The organism is Nonomuraea sp. NPDC003804, from assembly GCF_040610675.1.
Classification (GTDB): Bacteria; Actinomycetota; Actinomycetes; order Streptosporangiales; family Streptosporangiaceae; genus Nonomuraea.
The window spans coordinates 77,379-101,480 of sequence record NZ_JBEXMT010000035.1 but is presented as its reverse complement, the minus strand read 5'-3'; the positions used below and the strand labels follow the sequence as shown (position 1 = coordinate 101,480).

At 69.8% G+C, this 24,102-nt stretch carries 21 protein-coding genes and 1 pseudogene; 15 read left to right on the top strand and 7 right to left on the bottom strand.

The genetic code is table 11. From position 1 onward, the window contains the following. Window positions 1-357 precede the first annotated feature (357 nt). From ABZX22_RS37085 to ABZX22_RS37075, 3 genes and pseudogenes are all read left to right on the top strand, one after another. A pseudogene (locus ABZX22_RS37085) lies at window positions 358-795 on the top strand (methylmalonyl-CoA mutase family protein); the annotation flags it as partial. A 111-nt stretch (window positions 796-906) separates the two neighbouring features. After that, on the top strand, window positions 907-1,521 hold the full coding sequence (locus ABZX22_RS37080) for a TetR family transcriptional regulator C-terminal domain-containing protein (RefSeq protein ID WP_354919049.1): 615 nt from the start codon (window positions 907-909) through the stop codon (window positions 1,519-1,521). Beyond that, window positions 1,518-2,486 (top strand): haloalkane dehalogenase, encoded by a 969-nt coding sequence (locus tag ABZX22_RS37075; RefSeq protein WP_354919047.1) that lies wholly within the window; start codon window positions 1,518-1,520, stop codon window positions 2,484-2,486. Before ABZX22_RS37080 ends, ABZX22_RS37075 begins: the two co-directional genes overlap by 4 nt. A 78-nt stretch (window positions 2,487-2,564) precedes the next feature. On the opposite strand, the gene ABZX22_RS37070 is transcribed toward ABZX22_RS37075, so the two are convergent. Beyond that, the gene (locus ABZX22_RS37070; protein ID WP_354919044.1) at window positions 2,565-3,356 is read right to left on the bottom strand and encodes a hypothetical protein; all 792 of its coding nucleotides are present in this window, start codon (window positions 3,354-3,356) and stop codon (window positions 2,565-2,567) included. 269 nt (window positions 3,357-3,625) lie between these two features. On the opposite strand from ABZX22_RS37070, the gene ABZX22_RS37065 reads away from it, so the two are divergent. The 10 genes from ABZX22_RS37065 (at window position 3,626) to ABZX22_RS37020 (ending at window position 15,307) form a co-directional block, all read left to right on the top strand. Next, window positions 3,626-4,525 (top strand): serine/threonine-protein kinase, encoded by a 900-nt coding sequence (locus ABZX22_RS37065; RefSeq protein ID WP_354919041.1) that lies wholly within the window; start codon window positions 3,626-3,628, stop codon window positions 4,523-4,525. 227 nt (window positions 4,526-4,752) lie between these two features. Next, window positions 4,753-6,063, top strand: a complete 1,311-nt coding sequence (locus ABZX22_RS37060) for an extracellular solute-binding protein (RefSeq protein ID WP_354919038.1) — start codon at window positions 4,753-4,755, stop codon at window positions 6,061-6,063. A 60-nt stretch (window positions 6,064-6,123) separates the two neighbouring features. Beyond that, window positions 6,124-7,077 (top strand): sugar ABC transporter permease, encoded by a 954-nt coding sequence (locus ABZX22_RS37055; protein ID WP_354919035.1) that lies wholly within the window; start codon window positions 6,124-6,126, stop codon window positions 7,075-7,077. Beyond that, window positions 7,074-7,883 carry a carbohydrate ABC transporter permease gene (locus ABZX22_RS37050; protein ID WP_354919033.1) on the top strand — a complete coding sequence of 270 codons (810 nt, stop codon included), beginning with the start codon at window positions 7,074-7,076 and terminating at the stop codon, window positions 7,881-7,883. The genes ABZX22_RS37055 and ABZX22_RS37050 overlap by 4 nt, the downstream gene beginning before the upstream one ends. Beyond that, window positions 7,880-9,304 (top strand): GH1 family beta-glucosidase, encoded by a 1,425-nt coding sequence (locus ABZX22_RS37045; RefSeq protein ID WP_354919031.1) that lies wholly within the window; start codon window positions 7,880-7,882, stop codon window positions 9,302-9,304. Before ABZX22_RS37050 ends, ABZX22_RS37045 begins: the two co-directional genes overlap by 4 nt. A 74-nt stretch (window positions 9,305-9,378) precedes the next feature. Continuing rightward, the gene (locus tag ABZX22_RS37040) at window positions 9,379-10,716 is read left to right on the top strand and encodes an ABC transporter substrate-binding protein (protein ID WP_354919028.1); all 1,338 of its coding nucleotides are present in this window, start codon (window positions 9,379-9,381) and stop codon (window positions 10,714-10,716) included. Window positions 10,717-10,848: 132 nt separating this feature from the next. Beyond that, complete coding sequence (locus ABZX22_RS37035) at window positions 10,849-11,820, top strand: sugar ABC transporter permease (RefSeq protein ID WP_354919055.1); 972 nt, start codon at window positions 10,849-10,851, stop codon at window positions 11,818-11,820. Next, window positions 11,817-12,731: a carbohydrate ABC transporter permease gene (locus ABZX22_RS37030; protein ID WP_354919026.1), complete on the top strand. Its 915-nt coding sequence runs from the start codon at window positions 11,817-11,819 to the stop codon at window positions 12,729-12,731. The genes ABZX22_RS37035 and ABZX22_RS37030 overlap by 4 nt, the downstream gene beginning before the upstream one ends. Continuing rightward, window positions 12,728-13,723: a LacI family DNA-binding transcriptional regulator gene (locus ABZX22_RS37025; protein ID WP_354919023.1), complete on the top strand. Its 996-nt coding sequence runs from the start codon at window positions 12,728-12,730 to the stop codon at window positions 13,721-13,723. The genes ABZX22_RS37030 and ABZX22_RS37025 overlap by 4 nt, the downstream gene beginning before the upstream one ends. 24 nt (window positions 13,724-13,747) lie before the next feature. Continuing rightward, window positions 13,748-15,307 carry a sigma factor-like helix-turn-helix DNA-binding protein gene (locus ABZX22_RS37020; RefSeq protein WP_354919020.1) on the top strand — a complete coding sequence of 520 codons (1,560 nt, stop codon included), beginning with the start codon at window positions 13,748-13,750 and terminating at the stop codon, window positions 15,305-15,307. Here the strand turns inward: ABZX22_RS37020 and ABZX22_RS37015 are convergent. Continuing rightward, on the bottom strand, window positions 15,285-15,926 hold the full coding sequence (locus tag ABZX22_RS37015) for a TetR/AcrR family transcriptional regulator (protein WP_354919017.1): 642 nt from the start codon (window positions 15,924-15,926) through the stop codon (window positions 15,285-15,287). The genes ABZX22_RS37020 and ABZX22_RS37015 overlap by 23 nt on opposite strands. A 75-nt stretch (window positions 15,927-16,001) precedes the next feature. On the opposite strand from ABZX22_RS37015, the gene ABZX22_RS37010 reads away from it, so the two are divergent. Then, complete coding sequence (locus ABZX22_RS37010; RefSeq protein WP_354919014.1) at window positions 16,002-17,105, top strand: serine hydrolase domain-containing protein; 1,104 nt, start codon at window positions 16,002-16,004, stop codon at window positions 17,103-17,105. Between the two features lie 21 nt (window positions 17,106-17,126). Here the strand turns inward: ABZX22_RS37010 and ABZX22_RS37005 are convergent, their stop codons facing one another. The 3 genes from ABZX22_RS37005 to ABZX22_RS36995 form a co-directional block, all read right to left on the bottom strand. Next, window positions 17,127-18,644 carry a glycoside hydrolase family 13 protein gene (locus tag ABZX22_RS37005; RefSeq protein ID WP_354919012.1) on the bottom strand — a complete coding sequence of 506 codons (1,518 nt, stop codon included), beginning with the start codon at window positions 18,642-18,644 and terminating at the stop codon, window positions 17,127-17,129. 7 nt (window positions 18,645-18,651) lie between these two features. Further along, window positions 18,652-19,707 (bottom strand): extracellular solute-binding protein, encoded by a 1,056-nt coding sequence (locus ABZX22_RS37000; RefSeq protein WP_354919009.1) that lies wholly within the window; start codon window positions 19,705-19,707, stop codon window positions 18,652-18,654. Window positions 19,708-20,142: 435 nt separating this feature from the next. Beyond that, window positions 20,143-21,129 carry a LacI family DNA-binding transcriptional regulator gene (locus ABZX22_RS36995; protein WP_354919006.1) on the bottom strand — a complete coding sequence of 329 codons (987 nt, stop codon included), beginning with the start codon at window positions 21,127-21,129 and terminating at the stop codon, window positions 20,143-20,145. A 304-nt stretch (window positions 21,130-21,433) separates the two neighbouring features. Here ABZX22_RS36995 and ABZX22_RS36990 point away from each other — a divergent pair, with 304 nt between their 5' ends. Continuing rightward, the gene (locus ABZX22_RS36990; RefSeq protein WP_354919003.1) at window positions 21,434-22,294 is read left to right on the top strand and encodes a TrmH family RNA methyltransferase; all 861 of its coding nucleotides are present in this window, start codon (window positions 21,434-21,436) and stop codon (window positions 22,292-22,294) included. 133 nt (window positions 22,295-22,427) lie between these two features. On the opposite strand, the gene ABZX22_RS36985 is transcribed toward ABZX22_RS36990, so the two are convergent. Next, on the bottom strand, window positions 22,428-23,210 hold the full coding sequence (locus ABZX22_RS36985) for a helix-turn-helix transcriptional regulator (RefSeq protein WP_354919000.1): 783 nt from the start codon (window positions 23,208-23,210) through the stop codon (window positions 22,428-22,430). 255 nt (window positions 23,211-23,465) lie between these two features. Next, window positions 23,466-23,963, bottom strand: a complete 498-nt coding sequence (locus ABZX22_RS36980) for a GyrI-like domain-containing protein (protein WP_354918998.1) — start codon at window positions 23,961-23,963, stop codon at window positions 23,466-23,468. Window positions 23,964-24,102: the final 139 nt, after the last annotated feature.

Below are 24,102 nucleotides of genomic sequence, written 5' to 3'. Positions count from 1 at the left end.
CTCGGATGCGCGGGCACACAACGATTGGAGGTTCCTGGATGCCAGTTTCAACCCATTGGAAGGCTGCTTCTCGGCACATCCGGACTTATGCCTCGATAGCATGGGCACTGCAGTGCATTTGGGTGCAAGTGTGTCTGAATTACTGATTGCGGTTGTGTGAGTATTGGGTCACTGATGGCGGGGATGGATCATCTGGTGATTTTTGATTTTTGTTAGACTTGGATTTTAATATAACAAGGGGTGAATTCATGAGCGGAGTTTCAGCATTTTCTAACGAAATTTCTCTGTATGATGACGAAGACGAAGGGCTGCGGATCGAGTGTTCTGAAAAATTCGTTGAGCGCATTAAGCGGGGCCGATCTGGTCGAGGAAGCGGTGCTGAGCGAGTTCGAGCGCCTGTCGGACCGCGGCGGCGTGCTCGGCGCGATGGAGACCGGCTACCAGCGCGGCAAGATCCAGGACGAGTCGATGCTCTACGAGACCCGCAAGCACGACGGCTCGCTGCCGATCATCGGGGTGAACACCTTCCGCAACCCGCGCGGCGAGGTGGAGCACGGGCCGCTGGAGCTGGCCAGGGGGACCGAGGAGGAGAAGCATTCCCAGCTCGACCGGCTGCGCGGCTTCCAGGCGAGGAACCGCTCCACCGCGCCGGCGGCGCTGCGCCGGCTGAGGGAGGTGGCCATGTCGGACGACAACGCGTTCGAGGTGCTGATGGACGCGGCGAGGGTGTGCTCGCTCGGCCAGATCACCGAGGCCCTCTTCGAGGCGGGCGGCCAGTACCGCCGCAACGTCTGATCCCGCCGGAACGACAGGCCTCCCGGGGGCGCGTCACGCGCTCCCGGGAGGCCTTTCCGGTTGTGGAGCCTATGGCTTGACGAAACCAATATGAACGTCCATATTGGACTCATGGCGAGACCATCGAAGAAAGACCAACTCCTCGACCAAGGGATGGAGGCCGTCCGCAGGACGGGACTGGTGGGCGCGAGCGTCCGCACCATCACGGCGGCGGCCGGCGTCCCGCTCGGCTCGTTCAGCAACCACTTCGCCTCCAAGGAGGACTTCGGGCTGGCGGTGATCGACCGCTACTTCACCGACGTCCGCGCGATCGTCGCCGCGACCCTGGACGACACCGGCAGGCCTCCGCTGGAACGGCTGCGCGCCTACTTCGACGCCATCACCGAACGGCTGCGGGCACGCGAGTGGCACGACGGATGCCTGATCGGCAACACCAGCCTGGACTCGACCGAGACCAGCGAGGCCATCCGCACGCACCTGGCACAGATCTTCACCGAGTGGCACGAGCCGTTCGCACGCTGCCTGGACGAGGCGCAGCGGGCAGGCCAGATCACGCTGCCGCTGCCCGCGCCCGACTTCGCCGACTTCCTGATGGCCTCCTGGCAGGGGGCGATGCTGCGGATGAAGGTGGAGCGCTCGTCCGATCCGCTGGAGCGCTTCACCACCGTGGTGTTCGGCACCCTCCTGGCCCCTTCCACCTCACCGACCGAAGGACGACACCCATGACCGCGAGCACCGGCACCGACACCATCGCCGGCACCGACACCGTCTCCGCCGCCGACACCAGCACCAGCACCATCTCCGCCGCCGGCACCGGTACCGGCACCATCTCCGCCGCCGACCCGCACCCGCGGCGGCAGGTGCGCGTGCTGGGCACCCACCTGAGCCACGTGGACACCGGCGACGGCGAGCCGGTGGTGTTCCTGCACGGCAACCCCACCTCCTCCTACCTGTGGCGCAACGTGATCCCCTACCTGGCCGACGTCCGCCGGTGCCTGGCGCCCGACCTGGTCGGCATGGGCCGTTCCGGGCCCGCGGCCGACGGGGCCTACCGGTTCGCCGACCACGCCCGCCACCTCGACGCCTGGTTCGACGCGGTGCTGCCCGAGGGGCAGGTCACGCTGGTGCTGCACGACTGGGGTTCGGCGCTCGGCTTCCACTGGGCGCGCCGCCACCCCGAGCGCGTGCGCGCGATCGCCTACATGGAGGCGATCGTCCAGCCGCGGCTGTGGGCCGACTTCCCCGAGGGCCGCGACACGCTGTTCCGCGCGATGCGCGGGCCCGAAGGCGAGGAACTGCTGCTGGGCCAGAACTTCTTCGTCGAGACGGTGCTGCCCCGAAGCGTGCTGCGTCCGTTGCGGGAGGAGGAGATGGCGGCCTACCGCGCTCCGTTCGGCGACCGGGACTCGCGCCTGCCCACGCTGGTCTTCCCCCGTGAGCTGCCCATCGACGGCACGCCTCGGGACGTGGCCGAGGTGGTGGAGGCGTACGGGAGCTGGCTGGCCCGCAGCGCCGTCCCCAAGCTGCTGATCTCCGCCGAGCCCGGCGCGATCCTGGTCGGCAGGGCGCTGGAGTTCGCGCGCACCTGGCCGAACCAGCGCGAGGTCGGCGTGCGCGGCATCCACTACGTCCAGGAGGACTCCCCGCACGAGATCGGCGCGGCGATCAGGGACTTCGTCCTGCGGCCGTGACCGACCGGCCCCACCACCCGGCTCCCGCACCCGGCACGCCAGCCCGGCGGCCCGCTCGTCCGTCCGGGAGGGTGAGCGTCAGGTCGCCGGCGGACGGTGCCACATCGTCAGCCGCATCAGCCGCAGGTATCCCATCGCCTCGTAGACCGGCTGGCCCTCGTCGCTGGCGATGAGCATGGCCGGCTGGTACGGCTCGGCGAACGTGGCGGCCCAGGTGACGGCGGCGCCGATGCCCCTGCCGCGATGGGAGGGCAGCGTGGACACCCATTCGACGTCGACGATGCCGTGCCCGAGCCGGGATCCGGACGTGGCGACGGGCCGGTCGCCGGCGTATCCCACGAACAGCTTGATCGGGCCGTCCAGGACCCGTGCGTCGCCGAACACCGTGCCCTCCGCCTCCGGCATCGGGTAGGCCTCGACGAGTGTGCGGACGAAGTCCGCCAGGCCGCGGCGGTCGGTGACGGGGACGATCCTGAGCCCGTCGGGAAGGGGCGGCGGGCTCCCGCCCGGCGGGCGCAGCATGAGCGGAGGATGGCCCATCAGCCGCAGGCCCGCCGTGGACAGGTCCGGCGTCGGCCAGACCGACAGGAACACGAAGTGGCGTTCGGGCGGGTAGAAGGCGAGCAGCCGCCGCAGCGTGTCCGCCAGGTCGATGTACGGCGGTGGCGCCAGCAGCACGGCGGCGTTGTCGAACAGGACGGGCGAGGCGGGGTCGGCGACCGCGAGGTCCTGCCAGCGTTCGGCGCGCCCGCCCGCGTAGGCGGCGACGAAGGCGTTGCGGTCGGCGTTGGCCAGCACGAACCTGCGCACCAGGGAGTCTCCGGCGTCGAGGTCCTGCTCCCAGCCATGGGTGAGATGCTCGTCGGACACGCGGCGCACCTGCCTCTCGTCCGGGCGACGAGGTCCACGCTCGAGTCTAGAACCGTGGGAGGCCGACGACGAGCCGCGGGCGGCAACGGCCGCCCGCGTCCGCGTGCACCGCCGTGATCTCCTGACGCCCCATGGGCCGATCGTCGGCGGCCACGTCCGGCGCCCGCGGGACCGGGCCCGCGCCGCACGGCGATCAAGATCCACCTGGTTGCTGTAGATTCCCCGGAGGGTCTCAAGCGGGCTGGTCGTGGAGGGGGCAGGAGAGGCGGATGGTCATCGGTGACCGCTACGTGCTCGACGACCTTCCTCTGGGCCGGGGCAGCATGAGCGCCGTCTACCGTGGCCACGACCGGCATCTCGACCGGCGGGTGGCGGTCAAGCTGCTGTACCCGCTGCCCGGCAAGGACGCCGACGAGGAACTGGAGCGGCGCTTCACCAGGGAGGCGCGCATCCTGGCGCGCCTGGAGCATCCGGGGGCGCCCGTCCTGTACGACTTCGGGACGCACGAGCAGCGGCTGTTCCAGGTGATGCAGTTCATCGACGGGGTCACGGTCGCCGACCTGCTGAGCGAGCACGGCCCGCTGCCGGTGCCGTGGGCGGTGGCGATCGCGGCGCAGGCGTGCGCGGTGCTGTCGGCGGCGCACGCGCTGGAGATCTGCCATCGCGATCTCAAGCCGACCAATCTCATGCTCTGTCGCGACGGCAGCGTCAAGGTGCTCGACTTCGGCCTGGCGATGTTGCGGGAGGCGAACGGCACGCAGTTCACCAGGATCGGGCAGATCCTCGGCACTCCCGCCTACATGGCGCCCGAGCAGATCCAGCGGGGTGTCGCCGAGCCGCGCAGCGATCTCTACTCGCTCGGCTGCGTGCTGCACGAGATGCTGACGGGGCGGCAGCTGTTCACCGGCCCGACGGAGTACGTCGTGTTCGAGAAGCAGGTGAAGGAGCGGCCGCCCCCCGTGCCCGGGCTTCCGGCCGCGCTCGGGAAGGTGCTGTCCGACCTGCTGGAGAAGTCGGTCGAGGACCGGCCGCGCGACGCCAACGTGCTGTACGAACGGTTGCAGGCGTTCGCGGTCGATCTGCCGATGCTGCCGGGGTTCCTGACCCCGCCGGCGACGCCGAGCCCCGGCCGGATGTACGCCAAGGTGCTCGGCCGCGTCCTCGGCTGAGAGAACGCTCTCCCACTACAGGTAACACTCTGGAAACGGGCCAACCGTCTGGGAGCGCTCCCACCACTCCAAGGCGTGGCCGTCACCTGCGGAAACGCCGCCATGGATGAGAGAGCGCTCTCTGGCGCACCCCTGAAACCCTCCGTTGACATGGCAGGCCCCCGACCCGCAACCTCTGAGAGAGCGCTCTCTCATCGCCACTCCCCACCGCCCTCGAGGAGGGTTCCATGGCCACGCCGTACTCCCAGGCCCGCCGCTTCGGGCGGCTCGCCGTACCGGTGCTCACCGCCTCCGCGCTCGCGCTCGCGCTCGCCGCCTGCGGCGGCGGATCACAGCAGACCGCCGACACGGGCGGCGGCACCGCCGAGAAGGTGACCCTCAGCGTCGCGCTCTTCGGCGACTTCGGCTTCAAGCCGCTGTACGAGGAGTACAGGAAGACGCATCCCGACGTGGAGATCGTCGAGCGGGTCACGCAGTTCAACGACCACCACAACAACCTGGTCAAGCGGCTGGCCACCAACGCGGGCGCGGCCGACGTCGAGGCGGTGGAGGTCGGCTACATCAGCTCCTTCACCTCCCAGCCCGACAAGTTCCACGACCTCAAGCAGTACGGCCTGGACAAGCGGCAGGGCGACTACCTGGACTGGAAGTGGCAGCAGGGCCTGTCGAAGAACGGCTCCCGGCTGCTCGGCCTCGGCACCGACGTCGGCGGCCTGGCCATGTGCTACCGCAAGGACCTGTTCGAGAAGGCCGGGCTGCCCACCGACCGCGAGAAGGTCGCCGAGCTTTGGCCGACGTGGGAGCAGTACATCGACACCGGCAAGAAGTTCGCCGCGAACGTCAAGGACGCCAAGTTCGTCGACTCCCCCGGCGAGATCTTCCGCGCGATCGTCAATCAGGCGCCGGTCGGCCTCTACGACGCCCAGGACCAGATCGTCGTCGCCACCAACCCCGAGGTCAAGAAGGCCTGGGACCTGTCCAACCAGCTCAGCCTGAACGGCCTGAGCGCCAAGCTGGCCGCCTTCTCCCCGCCGTGGAACACCGGCTTCGCCAAGGGCTCGTTCGCCACGATCATCTGCCCGGCCTGGATGACCGGCTACATCCAGGAACAGGCCAAGGACGCGGCCGGCAAGTGGGACATCGCGAAGGTCCCCGGCGGCTCGGGCAACAGCGGCGGCTCGCACCTGCTGCTCCCCAAGCAGGGCAAGCACCCCGAGGAGGCGGCCGAGCTGATCGACTTCCTCACCTCGAAGGACAACCAGGCCCGCGTCTTCAAGGAGGAGGGCACCTTCCCCTCGATCCCCGCCCTCTACGACGACCCGTCGATCCAGAGCTTCACCAAGCCGTTCTTCGGTGACGCGCCGATCGGCAAGATCTACTCCGACGCGGCGCGCACCCTCAAGCCCCAGCACCTCGGCCCCAAGGAGGGCGACGTGCGCGTGGCCGTCGGCGACGGGCTGGGCCGGGTCGAGCAGGGCAAGCAGACGCCGGACGAGGCGTGGGCGCAGGTCGTCGCGGACGTCGAGAAGATCAAGTAGCCCCCGGTACGGCGGGGCGCGCCCGTCCCGCCGTACCGCATCGACCTGGAGGACCTCCGCATGGCCACCCTGCCGGCCGCGGTGCCCGGGAGGCGCCGCCGCCTCGTCAGGCACGCGCTCGACCTCAAGCTCTCCCCGTACGCCTACGTGGCCCCGTTCTTCCTGCTGTTCTGCGCCTTCGGGGTGTTCCCGCTGATCTTCACGGCGTGGGTGAGCCTGCACGAGTGGACGCTCACCTCCGACACGCACACCTTCATCGGGGTGGAGAACTTCGGCACGCTGCTCGGCGACGGCTACTTCTGGAACGCCACGTTCAACACCTTCTCCATCGGCGTCCTGTCGACGGCGCCGCAGCTCGTGCTGGCCATCTGGCTGGCGCACCTGCTCAACCGCCCGCTGCGGGCGCAGACGTTCTTCCGCATCACGCTGCTGGTGCCGAACGTGACCAGCGTGGTCGCGGTCGTGGTCATCTTCAGCCAGCTGTTCGGGCGCGACTACGGGCTGATCAACTGGATGCTGTCGTGGTTCGGGATCGAGGGCGTGGCCTGGGCGGAGGGCACCGCGACCTCGCACGTGGCCATCTCGGTGATGATCATGTGGAGGTGGACGGGCTACAACGCGCTGATCTTCCTGGCGGCGATGCAGGCCGTCCCCAGGGAGCTGTACGAGGCGGCCACGATCGACGGCGCGTCGAACCTGACGCAACTCAAGAAGATCACCATCCCGATGATCCGGCCCACGATCATCTTCGTGGTCACGGTCTCGACGATCGGCGCGATGCAGATCCTGGCCGAGCCCCTGCTGTTCGGGGCGGGCAGCGGCGCGGGGGGCATCACCAGCGGCGGACCGGACCGCCAGTTCCAGACGCTCGCGCTCTACGTCTACGACCTGGGCTTCACCAAGTTCGACTTCGGCTACGCCTCGGCGGCCTCGTGGGTGATGTTCCTGTTCGTCGTGGTCGCGGCGGGCGTCAACTACCTGCTGACCCGCCGGCTGGGAGGGGCCTTCAAGTGAGACGACGCCTCACCCATCTGACGCTGCTGGCGGTGGCCTTCTTCTCGGTCTTCCCGCTCTACTACAGCGTGGTCGTGGCCTCGCGGCACAACTCGGCGCTGGCCGAGGTGCCGCCGCCGCTGCTGCCCGGCGGCAACTTCCTCGCCAACGTGCAGCGCGTCTTCGACACCGTGCCGTTCGCCCTGGCCCTGCTCAATTCCTTCCTGGTCGCCGGGTCGATCGCGATCGCGGTGATGTTCTTCTCGACGCTGGCCGGGTTCGCCTTCGCCAAGCTGTCCTTCAGGGGCAGGAACATCCTGCTGCTGATCACGGTGGCGACCATGATGGTGCCGGCCCAGCTCGGGATCATCCCGCTCTACATGCTCATGGCGAAGATCGAGTGGACCGGCTCGATGTACGCGCTGGTGGTGCCCGCGCTGGTGAACGCCTTCGGGGTGTTCTTCATGACGCAGTACCTCTCCCGCGCGCTGCCCACGGAACTGCTGGAGGCGGGCAGGGTCGACGGCGCGACGACCTGGGGGCTGTTCTGGCACGTCGTACTCCCCGCGGCGCGGCCGGCCGCGGCGGTGCTCGGGATGCTGACGTTCATGTCGGCGTGGAACGACTACTTCTGGCCGCTGGTGGTGCTCACCCCGGAGAACCCGACGGTGCAGGTGGCGCTGTCGACGCTTGCCAGCGGGTACGTCAACGACTACGTCCTCGGCCTGTCGGGGACGGCGGTGGGTACCCTGCCGCTGATCCTCGTGTTCGTCCTGCTCGGCAAGCAGATCATCGGAGGAATCATGCAAGGAGCTGTCAAGGGATGACGATCACGACCATGGAGGCGCGGGGGACCGTGGTCTTCCCTGAGAACTTCGTCTGGGGCGCGGCCACAGCGTCCTACCAGATCGAGGGGGCCGCGAAGGAGGGCGGGCGCGGCCCGTCGATCTGGGACACCTTCTCCGCGACGCCGGGGAAGGTCCGCGACGGCGACACCGGCGAGGTGGCCTGCGATCACTACCACCGCTACCGCGATGACGTGGCGCTGATGAGGGAGCTGGGCCTCGGGGCCTACCGGTTCTCCGTCGCCTGGCCGAGGATCCAGCCCACCGGCTCCGGACCGGCCAACTCGGCGGGCCTCGGCTTCTACGACAGGCTCGTTGACGAGCTCCTCGAAGCCGGCATCACCCCATATGTCACGCTTTATCACTGGGATCTGCCGCAGACGCTCGAGGACCTGGGCGGCTGGACCGTCCGCGACACCTCCCATCGCTTCGCCGACTACGCCGCGATCATGCACGACCGGCTCGGCGACCGGGTCAGCCACTGGACCACCCTCAACGAGCCGTGGGTCGCGGCGTTCCTCGGCTACGGCAACGGCGTGCACGCGCCGGGCCGTACCTCCGCGCACGACGCGCTCAGGGCCGCGCACCACCTGCTGCTCGGCCACGGGCTCGCGGCCAGGACGCTGCGCGCGAAGGGCGCCGAGGAGATCATGCTGGTGGTCAACTCGGCGCCGGTGCTGACACCCGCCCAGGTCAATGACCCTGACGTGGCGCCGTCCGCGGCCGACGCCGAGGCCGTCCAGCGCATCCACGCGCTGCTGACCCGCCAGTTCCTGGACCCCGCGCTGGCCGGCCGGTACCCGGAGGAGGTGCTGAGCGCCGCCGGTCGCAACGGCGGCACCGCGCACATCCGCGACGGCGACCTGGAGATCGTCAACGCCCCCATCGACCTGGTCGGCGTCAACTACTACAACCCCTGCGTGGTCGACGCGGCGCCCGGACTGCCCGCCGACGCCGCGTGGCCGGGCTCGGAGGGCGTGCGCTTCGCCCCCGCCGACGCCCCCGTCACCGCCATGGGCTGGCCGATCGTGCCCAGCGGCCTGTCGCGCCTGCTGGTACGGCTGTCGCGGGACTACCCGCGGGTCGGCCTCATGGTCACCGAGAACGGCGCCGCCTTCGACGACGTCGTGGAGCACGGCAGGGTGCACGACGACGGCAGGCTCGCCTACCTCGAAGGGCACCTGCGCGCCGCCCACGCGGCCATCACGGCCGGCGCCGACCTGCGCGGCTACCTGGTCTGGTCGCTGCTGGACAACTTCGAGTGGGCCGAGGGGTACCGCCGCAGGTTCGGCCTCGTCCACGTCGACTACGCCACCCAGGCCCGCACCCTGAAGGACAGCGCTCTCTGGTACAGGTCCGTGATCAGCGACAACGGGTTTACCTGGGGTCCCAACAAACCGTGATCCCCCCGATATTGACCTCGTCATGTGCGCCATCAATTCTCAGAGAACGCTCTCACCGGCACAGGAGGATGCACATGACCACCGCCCCTCGACTTCTCGTCGGAGCCGCGGCGCTGGCGCTCGTCGTCACCGGCTGCGGCTCCACCGGGTCAGGGTCCTCCACCGGCCAGGCGGCCCCCGCGGCCGACTGCGCCGCCTTCCAGCAGTACGGCAAGCACGACGGCAAGAAGGTCACGGTCTACTCCCCCATCAGGGACACCGAGGCCGACCTCTTCCAGCAGAACTGGAAGACGTTCGAGCAGTGCACCGGCATGAAGATCACCTACGAGGGCACGGGCGAGTTCGAGGCGCAGATCCAGGTGCGGTCCGACGGCGGCAACCCGCCTGACCTCGCCTTCTTCCCCCAGCCTGGCCTGCTGGCGCGCTTCGCGAAGGCGGGCAAGCTGAAGCCCGCCCCGGCCGAGGTCAAGGCGCTGGCCGACCAGGGCTGGTCCAAGGACTGGATCGCCTACGGCACCGTGGACGGCACCTTCTACGCCGCCCCGCTGGGCGCCAGCGTGAAGTCGTTCGTCTGGTACTCGCCCAAGACCTTCCAGGAGAAGGGCTGGCAGGTCCCGAAGACCTGGGACGAGCTGATGAAGCTGAGCGACACGATCGCGGCCGCCGGCACCAAGCCGTGGTGCGCGGGCATCGAGTCGGGCGAGGCGACGGGCTGGCCGGCGACCGACTGGATCGAAGACGTCATCCTGCGCGAGCTCGGACCCGAGGAGTACGACCGCTGGGTCTCCCACGAACTGAAGTTCAACGACCCCAAGGTGGTCGCGGCGGTCGACAAGGTGGGCGCGATCCTCAAGAACGACAAGTACGTCAACGGCGGGTACGGGCCCGTCAAGTCGATCGCCAGCACCGCCTTCCAGGAGGGCGGCGTGCCGATCACGACGGGCAAGTGCGCGATGCACCGCCAGGCCTCCTTCTACGCCAACTTCTGGCCCGAGGGCACCAAGGTCGCCCAGGACGGTGACGTCTTCGCCTTCTACCTGCCGGGCAACGACCCGGCCACGAAGCCGGTGCTCGGCGCGGGCGAGTTCGTCGCCGCCTTCGCCGACCGGCCCGAGGTGCAGGCGTTCCAGCGCTACCTGGCCACGCCCGAGCACGCCAACTCCAGGATGAAGCTGGGCACGTACGTGTCGGCCAACAAGGGCGTCGACCTCGCCAACGCGCAGAACCCGATCGACAGGCTGTCGATGGAGATGCTGCGCGACGAGGCGACGGTGTTCAGGTTCGACGGCTCGGACCTCATGCCGGCCGCCGTCGGCTCCGGCACCTTCTGGAAGGGCATGACCGACTGGATCAACGGCAAGGACACCAAGACGGTGCTCGACTTCATCGACGCCTCCTGGCCCACCTCCTGAAGTCCCCGGTACGGCAGGCAGCCCGCGCGGCGCCTGCCGTACCGGTCAGGGGAACGCCCGCCCCAGCCCGCTCACGTCCGCCCCCTCCGGCGCCACCCCCGCGCCCGAGGGCCCCCAGGAGGACCCTTGGACCTGGACTTCGACCTGGCCGCCGAGTCGCCCAAACTCATCCAGCTGGTCATCGGCGTCGTCGCGTTCCTCGCGGTCGTCGGCCTGGTCCTGCTGCTTCTCGACCGGGCCCCGATGCGCAGCAGAGCCCGCCTGCACGCCGCGATCCTGCTCGCCCCCGCCGTCGTCCTGCTCGCCGTGGGCCTGGTGATCCCGGCCGTCCGCACCACGCTGCTGTCGTTCATGAGCGGTGACGGCACCGCCTTCGTCGGCCTGGACAACTACGCGTGGATGTTCACCCAGCCGGAAGCCGTCACGGTGCTGCGCAACACGCTCGTCTGGGTGGTCCTCGTCCCGCTGCTGGTGACCGCGATCGGCCTGGTCTACGCGGTGATCGTGGACCGGGCCAGGTTCGAGTCGCTGGCCAAGTCGCTGCTCTTCCTGCCGATGGCCATCTCGTTCGTCGGCGCCGGGATCATCTGGAAGTTCGTCTACGCCTACCGGCCCGAGGGCGTCGACCAGATCGGCCTGCTCAACCAGGTGGTGGTGTGGCTCGGCGGCGAGCCCCGGCAGTGGCTGCTCGACCCGCCGCTCAACACGCTCTTCCTCATCGTGGTGATGGTCTGGATCCAGGCCGGTTTCGCCACGGTCGTGCTGTCGGCGGCGATCAAGGGGATCCCCGCCGACATCGTGGAGGCCGCCAAGCTCGACGGCGCCGGGGCGGCGCAGATGTTCTTCAGGGTGACGCTGCCCTCGATCCGGCCCGCGGTGATCGTCGTGCTGGTCACGCAGTCGATCGGCACGCTGAAGCTCTTCGACATCGTGCGCACCATGACCGGCGGCCAGTTCGACACCAGCGTCATCGCCAACGAGATGTACAACCAGGCATTCCGCTACGGCGAGACCGGCAAGGGCGCCGCGCTGGCGGTCTTCCTGTTCGTGCTGGTCACGCCGATCGTCATCTACCAGATCCGCAGCAGGAGGGCCCTTCGATGACGACCGCGCCAGCCCGGGTGCGCGCCCGCCTGTCGAGCAGGACGGCCTCCCTCGCCGCACTGCTGATCGCGCTGCTCTGGACGACACCCACCGTCGGCCTGCTGCTGTCGTCGTTCCGGCCGGAGGACCAGATCAAGACCACCGGCTGGTGGACGTTCTTCTCCGCGCCCGTGCTGACGCTGGAGAACTACCAGGAGGTGCTGTTCGGCACGTCCTCCTCCTCCGGGCAGCTGGCCAGCTTCCTGCTCAACTCGATCGTCATCACGATCCCGTCGGTGCTCTTCCCGCTGGCCTTCGCCGCCTTCGCCGCCTACGCGCTGGCCTGGCTGCCGTTCAGGGGCCGCGACTGGATCTACATCGGGATCTTCGCGCTGCAGGTCGTGCCGCTGCAGATGGCGCTGGTGCCGCTGCTGTCGTTCTTCTCCGAGGGCGTCGAGGTGTTCGGCCTGCAGCTCATGCCCGCCTGGAACCTGGAGGGCACCGGCAGGTTCGTCCAGGTCTGGTGCGCCCACACCTGCTTCGCCCTGCCGCTCGGCGTCTTCCTGCTGCACAACTTCATGTCCGAGTTGCCGCACGAGTTGATGGAGGCGGCCAGGGTCGACGGCGCCACCCACGGCACGATCTTCCGCAGGATCGTGCTGCCGCTGGTGGCACCCGCCCTCGCCAGCTTCGCGATCTTCCAGTTCCTGTGGGTGTGGAACGACCTGCTGGTGGGGCTGATCTTCGGCGGCGGCACCGCGGAGAGCGCGCCGATGACCGTCCGGCTGGCGCAGATGGCCGGAACCAAGGGCAACGAGTGGCAACGGCTGACCGCGGGCGCTTTCGTGTCTGTCATCATTCCTCTCGTGGTCTTTCTGTCGATGCAGCGCTACTTCGTCCGCGGGCTCCTGGCCGGAAGCGTCAAAGGGTGAAGCGCCCCACCCTCGAGGCGGTCGCCGCCAGGGCGGGAGTGTCGCGTGCCACGGTCTCCCGGGTGGTCAACGGGCAGTCGACGGTCGCCCCGCACATCCGCGACGCGGTGCTGCGCGCGGTCGACGAGCTCGGCTACGTGCCCAACCCGGCGGCGCGCAGCCTGGTCACCCAGCGGACCGACTCGATCGCCCTGGTCTTCTCCGAACCGCCGACCAGGGTGTTCTCCGAAGACCCGATGTTCTCCACCGTCATCAGGTCGGCCAGCGTGGAGCTGGAGGCGGCCGACAAGCAGATCGTGCTCATGCTGACCAGCTCGGCCAAGAGCCACGCGCGGGTGGAGCGCTACATCGCCAGCGGCCACGTCGACGGCGTCATGCTCATCTCCATGCACGGCGGCGACCCACTGCCCGCCGCGATCGCGCGGATGCGGATCCCCGTCGTCTCGTACGGCAGGCCCGCCGTCCCCATCGACATCCCGTTCGTCGACAACGACAACGTCGGCGGGGCGGCCGAGGCCGTACGGCACCTGGTGGAGAGCGGCCGGCGCCGGATCGCCACCATCGCGGGCCCGCAGGACATGATCGCCGGCCTGGACCGGCTCGAGGGGTACCGCACCGTGCTGCGCGGCTCCGACCGGCGTTCCATCGTGGCGATCGGCGACTTCACCAGGGAGTCGGGCGCCGTCGCGATGCGGCAGCTGCTGGAGGACGACCCCCAGCTCGACGCGGTCTTCTGCGGCAACGACCTCATGGCCGTCGGCGCGCTGCAGGCACTGCGCCAGGCGGGGCGCAGGGTGCCCGACGACGTGGCCGTGGTCGGCTTCGACGACATCGAGGCCGCCAAGTACACCGACCCGCCGCTGACCACGGTCCGCCACCACATCTTCGAGCAGGCCGCGGCCATGACACGGCTGCTGCTGGGGCTGTTCGAGGGCGGTCCCGCCGATCCGGTCATCCTGCCGACCGAACTGGTCATCCGCGAATCCTCCTGAGATGCTGGCCACGGAGGTGGCTGGATGGGTCCTCCGGACGGCTTCACCGATTTCGTGCTCATCAAGGGCATGGGGTTCGTGCGCTACGGCCTCGTGCTCACCGGCGACCAGCGCGAAGGCGTCCTGCTGGCCCAGGAGGCGCTGGCCGGGCTACGCATGGCGAGGACCGGCCACCCCGACACCTTCGTCGGCACGGCGATGGCCCGCCTGTTCGTGCGCCGGCGGCGGCGCCGGGCGGGCCAGGGGGTGCCCGAGGCCGAGATCGCCGGGCACGGCGGTGATCCGGACGTCTGGCGGCAGCTGGCCGAGCTGCCTCCGCTGGCCAGGGCGGTGATCGTGCTCCGCTCGTACGGCGGGCTGTCGAACGAGGACATCGCGCGCGTGCTCGACCTGCCCGCGGCCAGGGTGCGCGACCAGAGCGTCGCCGTCCGGCAGGACGACCTGGTCAGGACGCTGGAGGCGGCGGCCGCGACGGCTCGCCCCGCCGATTTGCTGTCGGGCCTGTCGCGGTTGCGGCGGCGCCGTACCGGCAGGCGGTTGCGGTCGGCCGCCGCCGCGGGTCTGGCGCTGGCCACGGTCACCGGCCTGGTCGTGCTGGTCAGGCCGACGGTCGCGGCGCCCGCCGACCACGTGTCGGCCGCCGCCAGGCCCGTGCCCGCCAGTGTCGGGCTGGCCAGGGCGGCCCAGGAGGTGTGGCCGCGCGCGGTCTCCAGGCTACCCGCCCGGTCCGCCGACGGGCTGGTCTACCAGCCGGCCATCGCGATCGACGACCGGCGCGTGGTGCTGCTGGCGCAGAACCGGCTCGGCTACGGCGACGTGCGGCTGGACGTCTACGACGCGGCCACCGGCCGGATCGGCCGGTTCGCGAAGCTGCCGGCGGGCGACGAGGTGCGCGGGTTCGCCACGGACGGCCGGCTCGTGGTGTGGAGCTCGCTCGGGCTGCGCGCGGACGAGACGCTGGAGACGCGGTTCTGGCGCGTGCCGGTCAAGGGCGGCAGGCCGCGCCTGGTCACCAAGGCCGCGCAGGGCGACCGGTCGGCCCCGCCGGAGGCCCGCTTCCAGGTGGGCGACGGCCATCTGTTCTGGAACACCGGCCAGGCGGTCTACCGCCGGCCGCTGTCCGGCAGGGGTGGCAGGGAGAAGGCCGGCGAGGGGCTGTGGCTGCTGGCCTGGCCGTGGGCCGCCGACCTGGCGAAGGGGACGTTGACCGACCTGGAGTCGGGGCGCTCGCGAGCGTTCGTGACCGGCGGGCAGGGGGTGGCGCGGTGTTCGCCCGACTGGTGCGTGGAGCGCCACCCGATCTCGGGGGTGACGCTCGCGCGCAGGACGGACGGGTCCGGCACGGTCGAGTTGCCGGGGACGACGGCGAGCGGGCCGGTGCTGAACCGGTTCGTGGTGCTCCGGCTGCGCGCGGGGTTACAGGTCATCAAGGATCTGCGCGCGGGGACGCTGGCGACCTTCGACCCCGCCGACCCGTCGATGGCGGTCGGCCTGGGCGACAAGAACGATCCGGGGACCCTGCTGGCCTGGAGCGACACCGACGGCCGCGACCTGTGGATCCTCAACCTGAAAGCGGTGCGCTGACTCCGTAGGCGCGCAGGAACGCCGCGACCGCCGTCTCGGCCAGCCGGTCGAGCTCGGCGTCGGTGTAGGAGGCGTCCCCACCGCAGAACATGACCCTGTTCACCGGGATCCACAGCAGCAGGCCCATGAGGTGGTCGGCGGCCAGCCGGGGGTCGTCCAGGTGGAGCAGGCCGCGCTCCGCCAGGCGCCCGAAGCAGCCGGTCAGCGTCGTCAGCACCCGCTCGAAGCCCTGCTCGTACCAGGTGCGGCCCAGGTCGGGGAAGCGGTCGGCCTCGGCGATGATCAGCCGCCGCAGGCTCAGCACCTCGGGCCGCAGCAGCGAGCCGAGGAAGGCGCGGGCCAGCTCGCCCAGGGCCCGCCGGGGATCGTCGCTGTCGTCGAAGGCCGCCGTGACCATCCGGGTGAGGTGGTCGATCTCGCCGGTCGTGTCGAGCACGAGGTGGGTGAAGAGCTGCTCCTTGTCGGTGAAGTACTTGTAGACCGTCTGCTTCGACACCGCGGCGAGGGCGGCGACCTCGTCCATGCTCGCGCCCACGTAGCCGTTGCGCAGGAAGACCGCCTTGGCGGCGTCGAGGATCTGCCTGCGTTTGAGTGCCGTGCGACCCACTTCCGTTGTCATGGTCCGGATAGTACTAGACAGTTCCGTACCGGTCTCAGTACTGTACCGTCTAGTTCCAAACATTGAAGGACGGACATGATGAGCGAACTCCAGAAGCTGGTGCAGCAGGCCGCCGACGACCTGGTCGAGTCGGGCCGGGAGCGGGGCCTCCAGGTGGCCGTCTACCGTGACGGCCGGCAGGTCGTGGACGTGGTCGCCGGTGTGGCCGACCCGGAGACCGGCCGGCTCGTGACGCCCGGCACACCGTTCTACAACTTCTCCATCGGCAAGGGTGCCACCGCCACCGTCGCCCACGTACTGGTGGAGCGCGGGTTGTTCGGCTACGACACGCGCGTGGCGGAGCTGTGGCCGGAGTTCGGGGCGCACGGCAAGGAAGGCGTGACGGTGCGCCACGTGCTGACGCACACCGCCGGGGTGCCCGGCCTCCCGCTGGACACCACGCCGGAGGACGTCTGCGACTGGGACACGATGGTCGCCGCCCTCGAGAACGCCGAACTGTGGTGGGAGCCGGGCACCCGCATGGGCTACCACGCCTACACGTTCGGATTCCTCGTCGGCGAGATCGTCCGGCGGGCCACCGGCAAGCCGATCTCGCAGGTGCTGCGCGAAGAGGTGAGCGGGCCGCTCGGCGTGGCCGACGAGCTCTACTTCGGCATGCCCACCTCGGAGCACCACCGGCTCGCCCGCCTGGAGGACGCCCCCATGGACATGTCGGCGTTCGCGGACATGCCCGAGGACCTGCCGATGTTCAAGGCCGGCCCGATGGACCTGATGCCCACCGCCGGGCTGGGCAGCCGCCCCGACTACCTGTCGGCCGACATCCCCGCGGGCGGCAAGACCTCGGCCAGGGCGATCGCCCGCATGTACGCCGCCCTGCTCGGCGAGGTGGACGGCACGCGGCTGATCTCGCCCGACAGGCTGCGCGAGGTGACGGCCACCTCCTTCAGCGGCGTGGACGAGGTGTTCGGCATGCCGTCGGCGTGGGGCCTCGGCTACGCGATCGGCCGGCCGGGGTCGGCGCCCGAGGAGACGCCGACGGTGTTCGGCATGGCCGGCGCCGGCGGCAGCGTGGCCTACGCCGACACCGCCACCGGCCTCACCTTCGCCGTCACCAAGAACCGGCTGACCAACGACTTCGACACCGTCACCACGCTCGGCGACATCGCCGCCCGCGGCTAGCCTCCCCCGGCCCCGGGCCGGTCAGGGTTCCAGCCACACCGCCGTGTCGCACGGCAGCAGCCCGTCCCCCGTCGGCCCGCTGGCCAGCAACACCGCCGAGTGCGGCGGCAGCCGTACCGGGTCGGGGCCGAGGTTCACCACGCACACCACCCTTGTGTCCCGCGTGAACGCCAGCACGTCGGGGCGCAGGTCCAGCCAGGTCAGCGACCCGTCGCCGAGCCGGTCGCGGCGCAGGCGCAGGGCCGTGCGGTAGAGGGTGAGCATGGATGCCGGGTCGCCGGCCTGCGCCTCGGCGGTCAGTTCCTTCCACTCCGGCGGCTGCGGCAGCCACGGCTCTCCCACGCCGGGGCCGAACCCGAACGGCGGCGCGTCGCCCGACCACGGCAGCGGCACGCGGCAGCCGTCCCGTCCGGGGACGGTGTGGCCCGACCTGGTCCACATGGGGTCCTGGCGCAGGCGGTCGGGGATGTCGTCGACCTCCGGCAGGCCGAGCTCCTCGCCCTGGTAGACGTAGACCCCGCCGGGCAGCGCCATCGCCAGCAGCGCCGCCGCCCTGGCCCTGCGGCGGCCGAGCTCCAGGTCGGCGGGCACGCCGTCCCTGCGGTCGGCGTGGTCCCACGAGGTGTCGGCTCTGCCGTACCTGGTGACCACGCGGGCGACGTCGTGGTTGGACAGCACCCAGGTGGGCGGCGCCCCCACGGAGGCGTGGGTCGACAGCGTCAGCGAGATGCTTGCGCGCAGCGCGGCGGGCTCCCACGGGCAGGCGAGGAAGTCGAAGTTGAAGGCGGTGTGCAACTCGTCCGGACGCAGGTAGCGGGCGAAGCGCTCCTGGTCGGGCAGCCAGACCTCGCCGACGAGGATCCGGTCGTCGTACTCGTCGGCCACCCGCCGCCAGCCGCGGTAGATGTCGTGCACGCCGTCGAGGTCCTCGTAGGCGGTGGCCGACTTGACCAGCAGCGCGGCGGAGTCGACGCGGATGCCGTCGGCGCCCCTGTCGAACCAGAAGCGCAGCACGTCGTGGAACTCCTGACGCACCTCGGGGTTGTCCCAGTTGTAGTCGGGCTGGCCCGGGTCGAACAGGTGGAGGTACCACTGACCGTCGGCCACCTGCGTCCACGCGGGCCCGCCGAAGATCGACCGCCAGTCGTTGGGCTCGTCGCGGAACCAGAAGCGGTCGCGCTTCGACCGGTCCCGCAGCGCCTCCTGGAACCACGCGCTGGCGGTGGAGGTGTGGTTGGGCACGACGTCGATGATGACCCTGATGCCCAGCCCGTGTGCCTCCCCGATGAACGTCTCCGCCTCGGCCAGCGTGCCGATCGCGGGCTCGATGTCGCGGTAGTCGGCCACGTCGTAGCCGCCGTCGGCCATGGGCGACGGGTACCACGGGGTGAGCCAGATCGCGTTGATCCCCAGGTCCTTCAGGTACGGCAGGCGCTCCCGCAGCCCGGCCAGATCGCCCACGCCGTCGCCGTCGCCGTCGGCGAAGCTGCGCGGGTAGACCTGGTAGATCGCGGCGCCCCGCCACCACGTGTCGGACATTGCGCTCCTAACCCTTGAGACTTCCGGCGGTGAGTCCCGCCATGATGTGCCGTTGGAAGAACAGGAAGATGACGATCGTCGGGAGGCTGGCGATCACCAGGGCGGCGGTGAGCGCGTTGGTCGGCATCGTCTGCGAGAGCGAGTTGATGGCGACGCTCACCGTCATGCGATCGGTGTCGGGCAGCACGAGCAGCGGGTAGACGAAGTCGCGCCACACGTTGACCACGGTGAAGATCGACACGACGCCGAGGATGGGCCGCGAGACCGGCAGCACGATGGACCACAGGATCCGCGCGGGCGACGCGCCGTCCATCTCCGCCGCCTCGATGAGCTCTCGGGGGACGGAGTCGAAGAAGCGTTTGAGCAGGAAGATGTTGAAGCCGTTGGCGGCGGCCGGCAGCCAGATCGCCCACGGGGTGTTGAGCAGGTCCAGGTCGACGACCGTCACGTAGAGGGGCAGGATGAGGACCATCGGCGGGATCATGAGCGTGGCCGCCTCGCGGATCTCGGCCCAGCTCTTGGGCGGCGTGTTCGGGTCGAGTCCGGCCTGGGTGAACAGCTTGCGGTTGTAGACGAGGCCGACCTTGTAATTTCCGCGCGGAACGCCGTAAGTCCTGCCGTTGACGGTGTATGCCGCCATCACGCTGGGGTCGATGTCCTTGAGCGTGCTGACGGTGTCGACGTAGGCGGTGATGTCGGCGGCCTGGCCCGCCTTGATCGCGGTCTGGACGTCACCGAAGTAGCCGTAGAAGAGGTCCTCCATCTGGCCACCGGCCAGCTTGGCGTCGTACGTCTTCACGTCGTGGCAGGGGAAGCCGTCCTTGCTGTCGACGGTGATGTTCGGGTGCAGCTTCTGGAAGGCGGCGACGTCGTCGTCCCAGTCCTTGCGCTGCAGGGGGTTGGTCTTGGGCGGCTGGCAGCCGACGGAGATCGTGACGGGCGCGGCCTGGGCCGTCCCGCTCGCCGCGGGCGCCGGCTCGTCGGGCGTGGAGCCGCAGGCGGCGACCGACAGGCTGAGGCCGGTGACGATCAGCAGGCCGAGTGCTCTGCGGGAGCTGCTCATCGGTCTGGACCCTTCTGATGGGGATGGGGAGGCCCACACGATAAGCAGCACCGACAGATGACTGCAAGATTTTGACAGTTGATTGAAATATAACGACTCCATGACGGCTGTAGCTCGTGGCGACCCATGTGCACACCCGCCCGCCGCCGCCGGAGGACGGGGACAGGGGGGCCAATGGGCGGGTGTGCGGGGACGCCGAGAAGCGTCAGGGCAGGCAGCCGTGCACGGCGGTACCCGGGCGGTCGAGCACGGGCAGGAAGCCGGCCCGCTCCCTACCGGCGGGGTCGCGCACGCGGGCCTGCTGGAGGCGCGGGCCATGAAGGGGCGGAGGGCCTACTGGGGGCGCGGGCCGTGGAGGCGCGCGGGCCTACTGGGGGCGCGGGCCGTGGAGGCGCGCGGGCCTACTGGGGGCGCGAGGCGTGGAGGGGTGCGGGCCTACTGCACGCGGGCCGTGGAGGCGCGCACGACGAGCTCCGGTTCGAACAGCAGCTCGTCGGCTGGGACCACCGCCTTGTCGATCAACGCCACGAGCAGGTCGACGGCCGCCCGCCCCATCGCGTCGATCGGCTGGCGGACGGTGGTGAGCGGCGGGTCGGTGCAGGTCATCAGCGCCGAGTCGTCATAGCCGATCACGGACAGGTCGTCGGGCACCTTGCGCCCGACCCGCCTGGCCGCCCTGATGGTGCCGAGCGCGAGCAGGTCGCTGGCGCAGATGACACCGGTGACTCCCTTGCGCATCAGCCTGGTCGCGGCCGCGTGGCCGCCCTCCAGCGAGAACATCGTGAACTCGACCAGGTCGTAGTCGCCGCCCCTTGCCAGGAAGGCGTCGAGCTTGCGCCTGGACGGCACGTGGTCCTTGGGGCCGAGCACCATGCCGATGCGTTCGTGGCCGAGGGCCCGCAGGTGGCCGAGCGCCATCTCGGCCGCCACGGCGTCGTCGGAGGACACCTGCGGGAAGCCCAGGTGCTCGACGGCCGCGTTGACCAGCACGGTCGGAAGTTTGCGTTCGAGGATGAGCTCGTAGTGCTCGTGCGAGGCGTCGCCCTGGGCGTACAGGCCGCCGGCGAAGACCACCCCGGAGACCTGCTGCTGCAGGAGCAGGTCGACGTAGTCGGCCTCGGAGACCCCGCCGACGGTCCTGGTGCACAGCACGCTGGTGAAGCCCTGCTGGGCCAGCGCTCCCCCGACCACCTCGGCGAAGGCGGGGAAGATCGGGTTCTGCAGTTCGGGCAGGACCAGGCCGACCAGCCGGGCGCGGTCACCGCGCAGCTGGGTGGGACGCTCGTAGCCGAGCACGTCGAGTGCGGTCAGCACGGCTTCGCGGGTCGCCTCGGAGACGCCCGGCTTGCCGTTCAGCACCCGGCTCACGGTGGCCTCGCTCACCCCGACTTTCTTGGCCACCTCTGCCAGTCGACGCGTCATGCGCAAACTATACGCCGATCCACGTAAGTCATTGCAAGTGCTTGCAGATTCGCTTGCGTTCATGGAGAACGATCCGGACGCGCCCGTCCATAGCCTCAGCTGCGCCGATGTTCCGTGGAATCGATCCCGCTATCCTGTCATGAATTTGCGAAAACTAGTCGAAATATTGCGGACTATCATCTTATAGTGCAGCTACCCCCCATGACAGACGCACCCTCGCGTTACTCGCCGCGCTGGCGCTCGCGGTCCTCGGCCTGCCTCACCTGGTTTGCCATCGCTTGAGGAACTGATCATTCTGTAGAGCGTGACTGATCGGAGCCCATCGTTATCGGCGCAGTTACGCATCACGCGGGCGAACGCGCGGTTCCAGCAGTGGCAGGCGCTGCTGGGAAACCGGGCCAAACGGCAGCGGGCCAAGGAGTTCCTGATCCAGGGCGTACGCCCGATCAGCCTGGCAATCGAGTTCGGCTGGCCGGTGCATGCGCTCATCTACGACGCCGAGCGACCGCTGTCGAACTGGGCGAAGCAGATGCTGAAGGAGGCGGGCGGCGAGCGGGTGTCCATGGCCCCCAACCTGTTGCGGGAGCTGGGCGGCAAGGACGAGGACGTACCCGAACTGGTGGCGGTGGTCGGGCTGCCCGACGATGAGCTGTCCCGTATCCAGGTGGGGCCGTCTTTCCTGGGCGCGGTGTTCGACCGGCCGAACACTCCCGGCAACATCGGGACCATGGCACGCTCGTTGGACGCGTTCGGCGGCGCTGGTCTGATCGTCACCGGGCACGCCGCCGACCCCTATGATCCTCGTTCGGTGCGGGCCTCCACCGGGTCGCTGCTGGCGCTGCCGGTGGTGCGGTCCCACTCCCACCGAGAGGTACTGGCGTGGGTGGCAGAGCTGCGCGGCCGGGGCTTGCCGCTGATGGTGGTGGGCACCGACGAGAACGGCAGTCGCGAGGTCGCCGAACTGGACTTGACCGGCCCCACCCTGCTGGTCGTCGGTAACGAGACCACCGGGCTGAGCGCGGGATGGCGGCAGGCATGCGACACGATGGCGCGCATCCCGATGGCCGGCTCGGCCAGTTCCTTGAACGCCGCCAGCGCGGCGACCGTGGTGTTGTACGAGGCCGCCCGCCAGCGCCGCAGCGGGACGAGCGGGTCGAGTCCGTGATGCTGCCCGTGCGCGACCGCGTGACCCTCGTGCGCAAGCGCTGACCCCTCCGTCACACCGGCCCCGATGCCGGCTGTGCGCACCTGCCTGCGAACGGGGTGGTCGGCGCGGTGGTCAACGGGTCACGCGACGGTCAGAGGCCGCCGAGGTCGAGGCGTGCGCGCAGGGCGCTGGGCGTCTCGGCGAGATGCTTGCGGACCGTCCGGGTCAGGTGCGCGTGATCGGCGAAGCCGTACATGGTGGCCAGTTCGGCGAACTGGGCGCCTCCGTCGGCCATGTGCTCCAGCACGGCCCGCACCCTCAGTTCGTTGCGATACTCGCTGATCGTGCGCCCGGTGACGTGGCGGAAGATCCTTCCGACATGCTTGGGCGAGGCGCCGACCAGCCGGGCCAGGTCCGTGACACTGTCGTTGAGGTGACCGCAGGAGAGCGCCTCCTGCACGGCGATGGTCATGCGGCGGTGGATCACCCGCGTCGTGGGCGGCATACCGGGGCCGGGCCGCTCGGTCCGCGGCGGGAGAGCCGCCAGCAGGCTCTGCAACCGTTCACCCACCTCCAGGTGGTCAGCGCCTCTCCTGCAGGCTGACAGCAGCTCGCGATGGCGCAGGTCGAGCAAGGCGGTGATTGCCAGCATCCAGCCTGGAGCGCCCTGGACGCCCGCGACGTATTCGTCGTAGGCGTCAGGGGTCAACATGATCCAGGTGTAGCGGATCTCGCTCGCCGACGGATAGGCGAAGCGCTCTTCCAGCCCTTTTCTGGTCAGGTAACCGCTGGCCGCGTCGAGGAAGGAGTCCTGCCCCGACGCGTGCCGGCGGAAGCCCCCCATCCGCATCAGCACCACGGCGTCGCCGACGTCCGGAGCCCACGACGACCAGCCCTTGACCTGCCCTCCACTGCGGATGTCATGAACGGACATGCCCAAGCCGGGATCCTTGCCGAGCTCCTGTCGCCACATGACATCCAGACTCGCCGCCCGATCGCCTTCACCGCCGTCGAAATCATCGCGGTTCGGCAACACATGGACCAGTCGCGCGATCTTCCAACAGAGCGCCACGCCCGCGACGGCCGCGGTGAGGCTCTCGCGGCGGGAGGCGCTGGCGCGGCCGGCGGTGAGGGCCGGCGGCGAGCCGAGGATGCGAATGTCGGACGCCGTGATGGCGAACGACCGGCGTCAGCGAATCGGCTGGATCAGCTGGGTACGCCAGGTCGCCGGGGCGGGCCAGCTGGACGGATCGGGTTGTGTGCTGAGGTCGAACCAATGGTAGACCTCCCACGCCCCGCCGTCAGGCTCGCGGTCGTGCTCCTTCAGCCATGCGCCCAGCAGGGCGTAGGTGTCGCCCAGGCTGTCGTGCGATCCGAGGTGCCACGTGGCGACGGCCGTGCCACCCGGCAGCTCGGCGGAGGCGACACGTCCCGCGCTGACAGGACGTCCGGCCACGGGCACGCCGACCTCCACGTCCGTCTCGCCCTCCTCGAAGGTGTGGTACCTGACGAAGGGCTGTCCCTCCACGCTCACGCCGGGCTGCTGGGTGTACTTCCACAGTTCCGAGAACCCTTCGCCCTGAGCCTCCGACAGGCGGGCGATCGCGACCGTCATCCTGATGCTCGCCGTGATCTGGGGATCGCGGTGGAGGATCTCGAAAGTGTGCCCGTGCGGCTGTTCCGTCATCGTCGTCCTTTCCTGGCCTGCAGGTCGTGCCTCATCCTTTCGGAGCCGGTCGGATCGACGCTTGAACATCGGTGCGCGACTGCGCCCGCCCCCTCAAGATCGGCCGATCCACCGCCTACGCAGCGCTCGCGCGACGCTG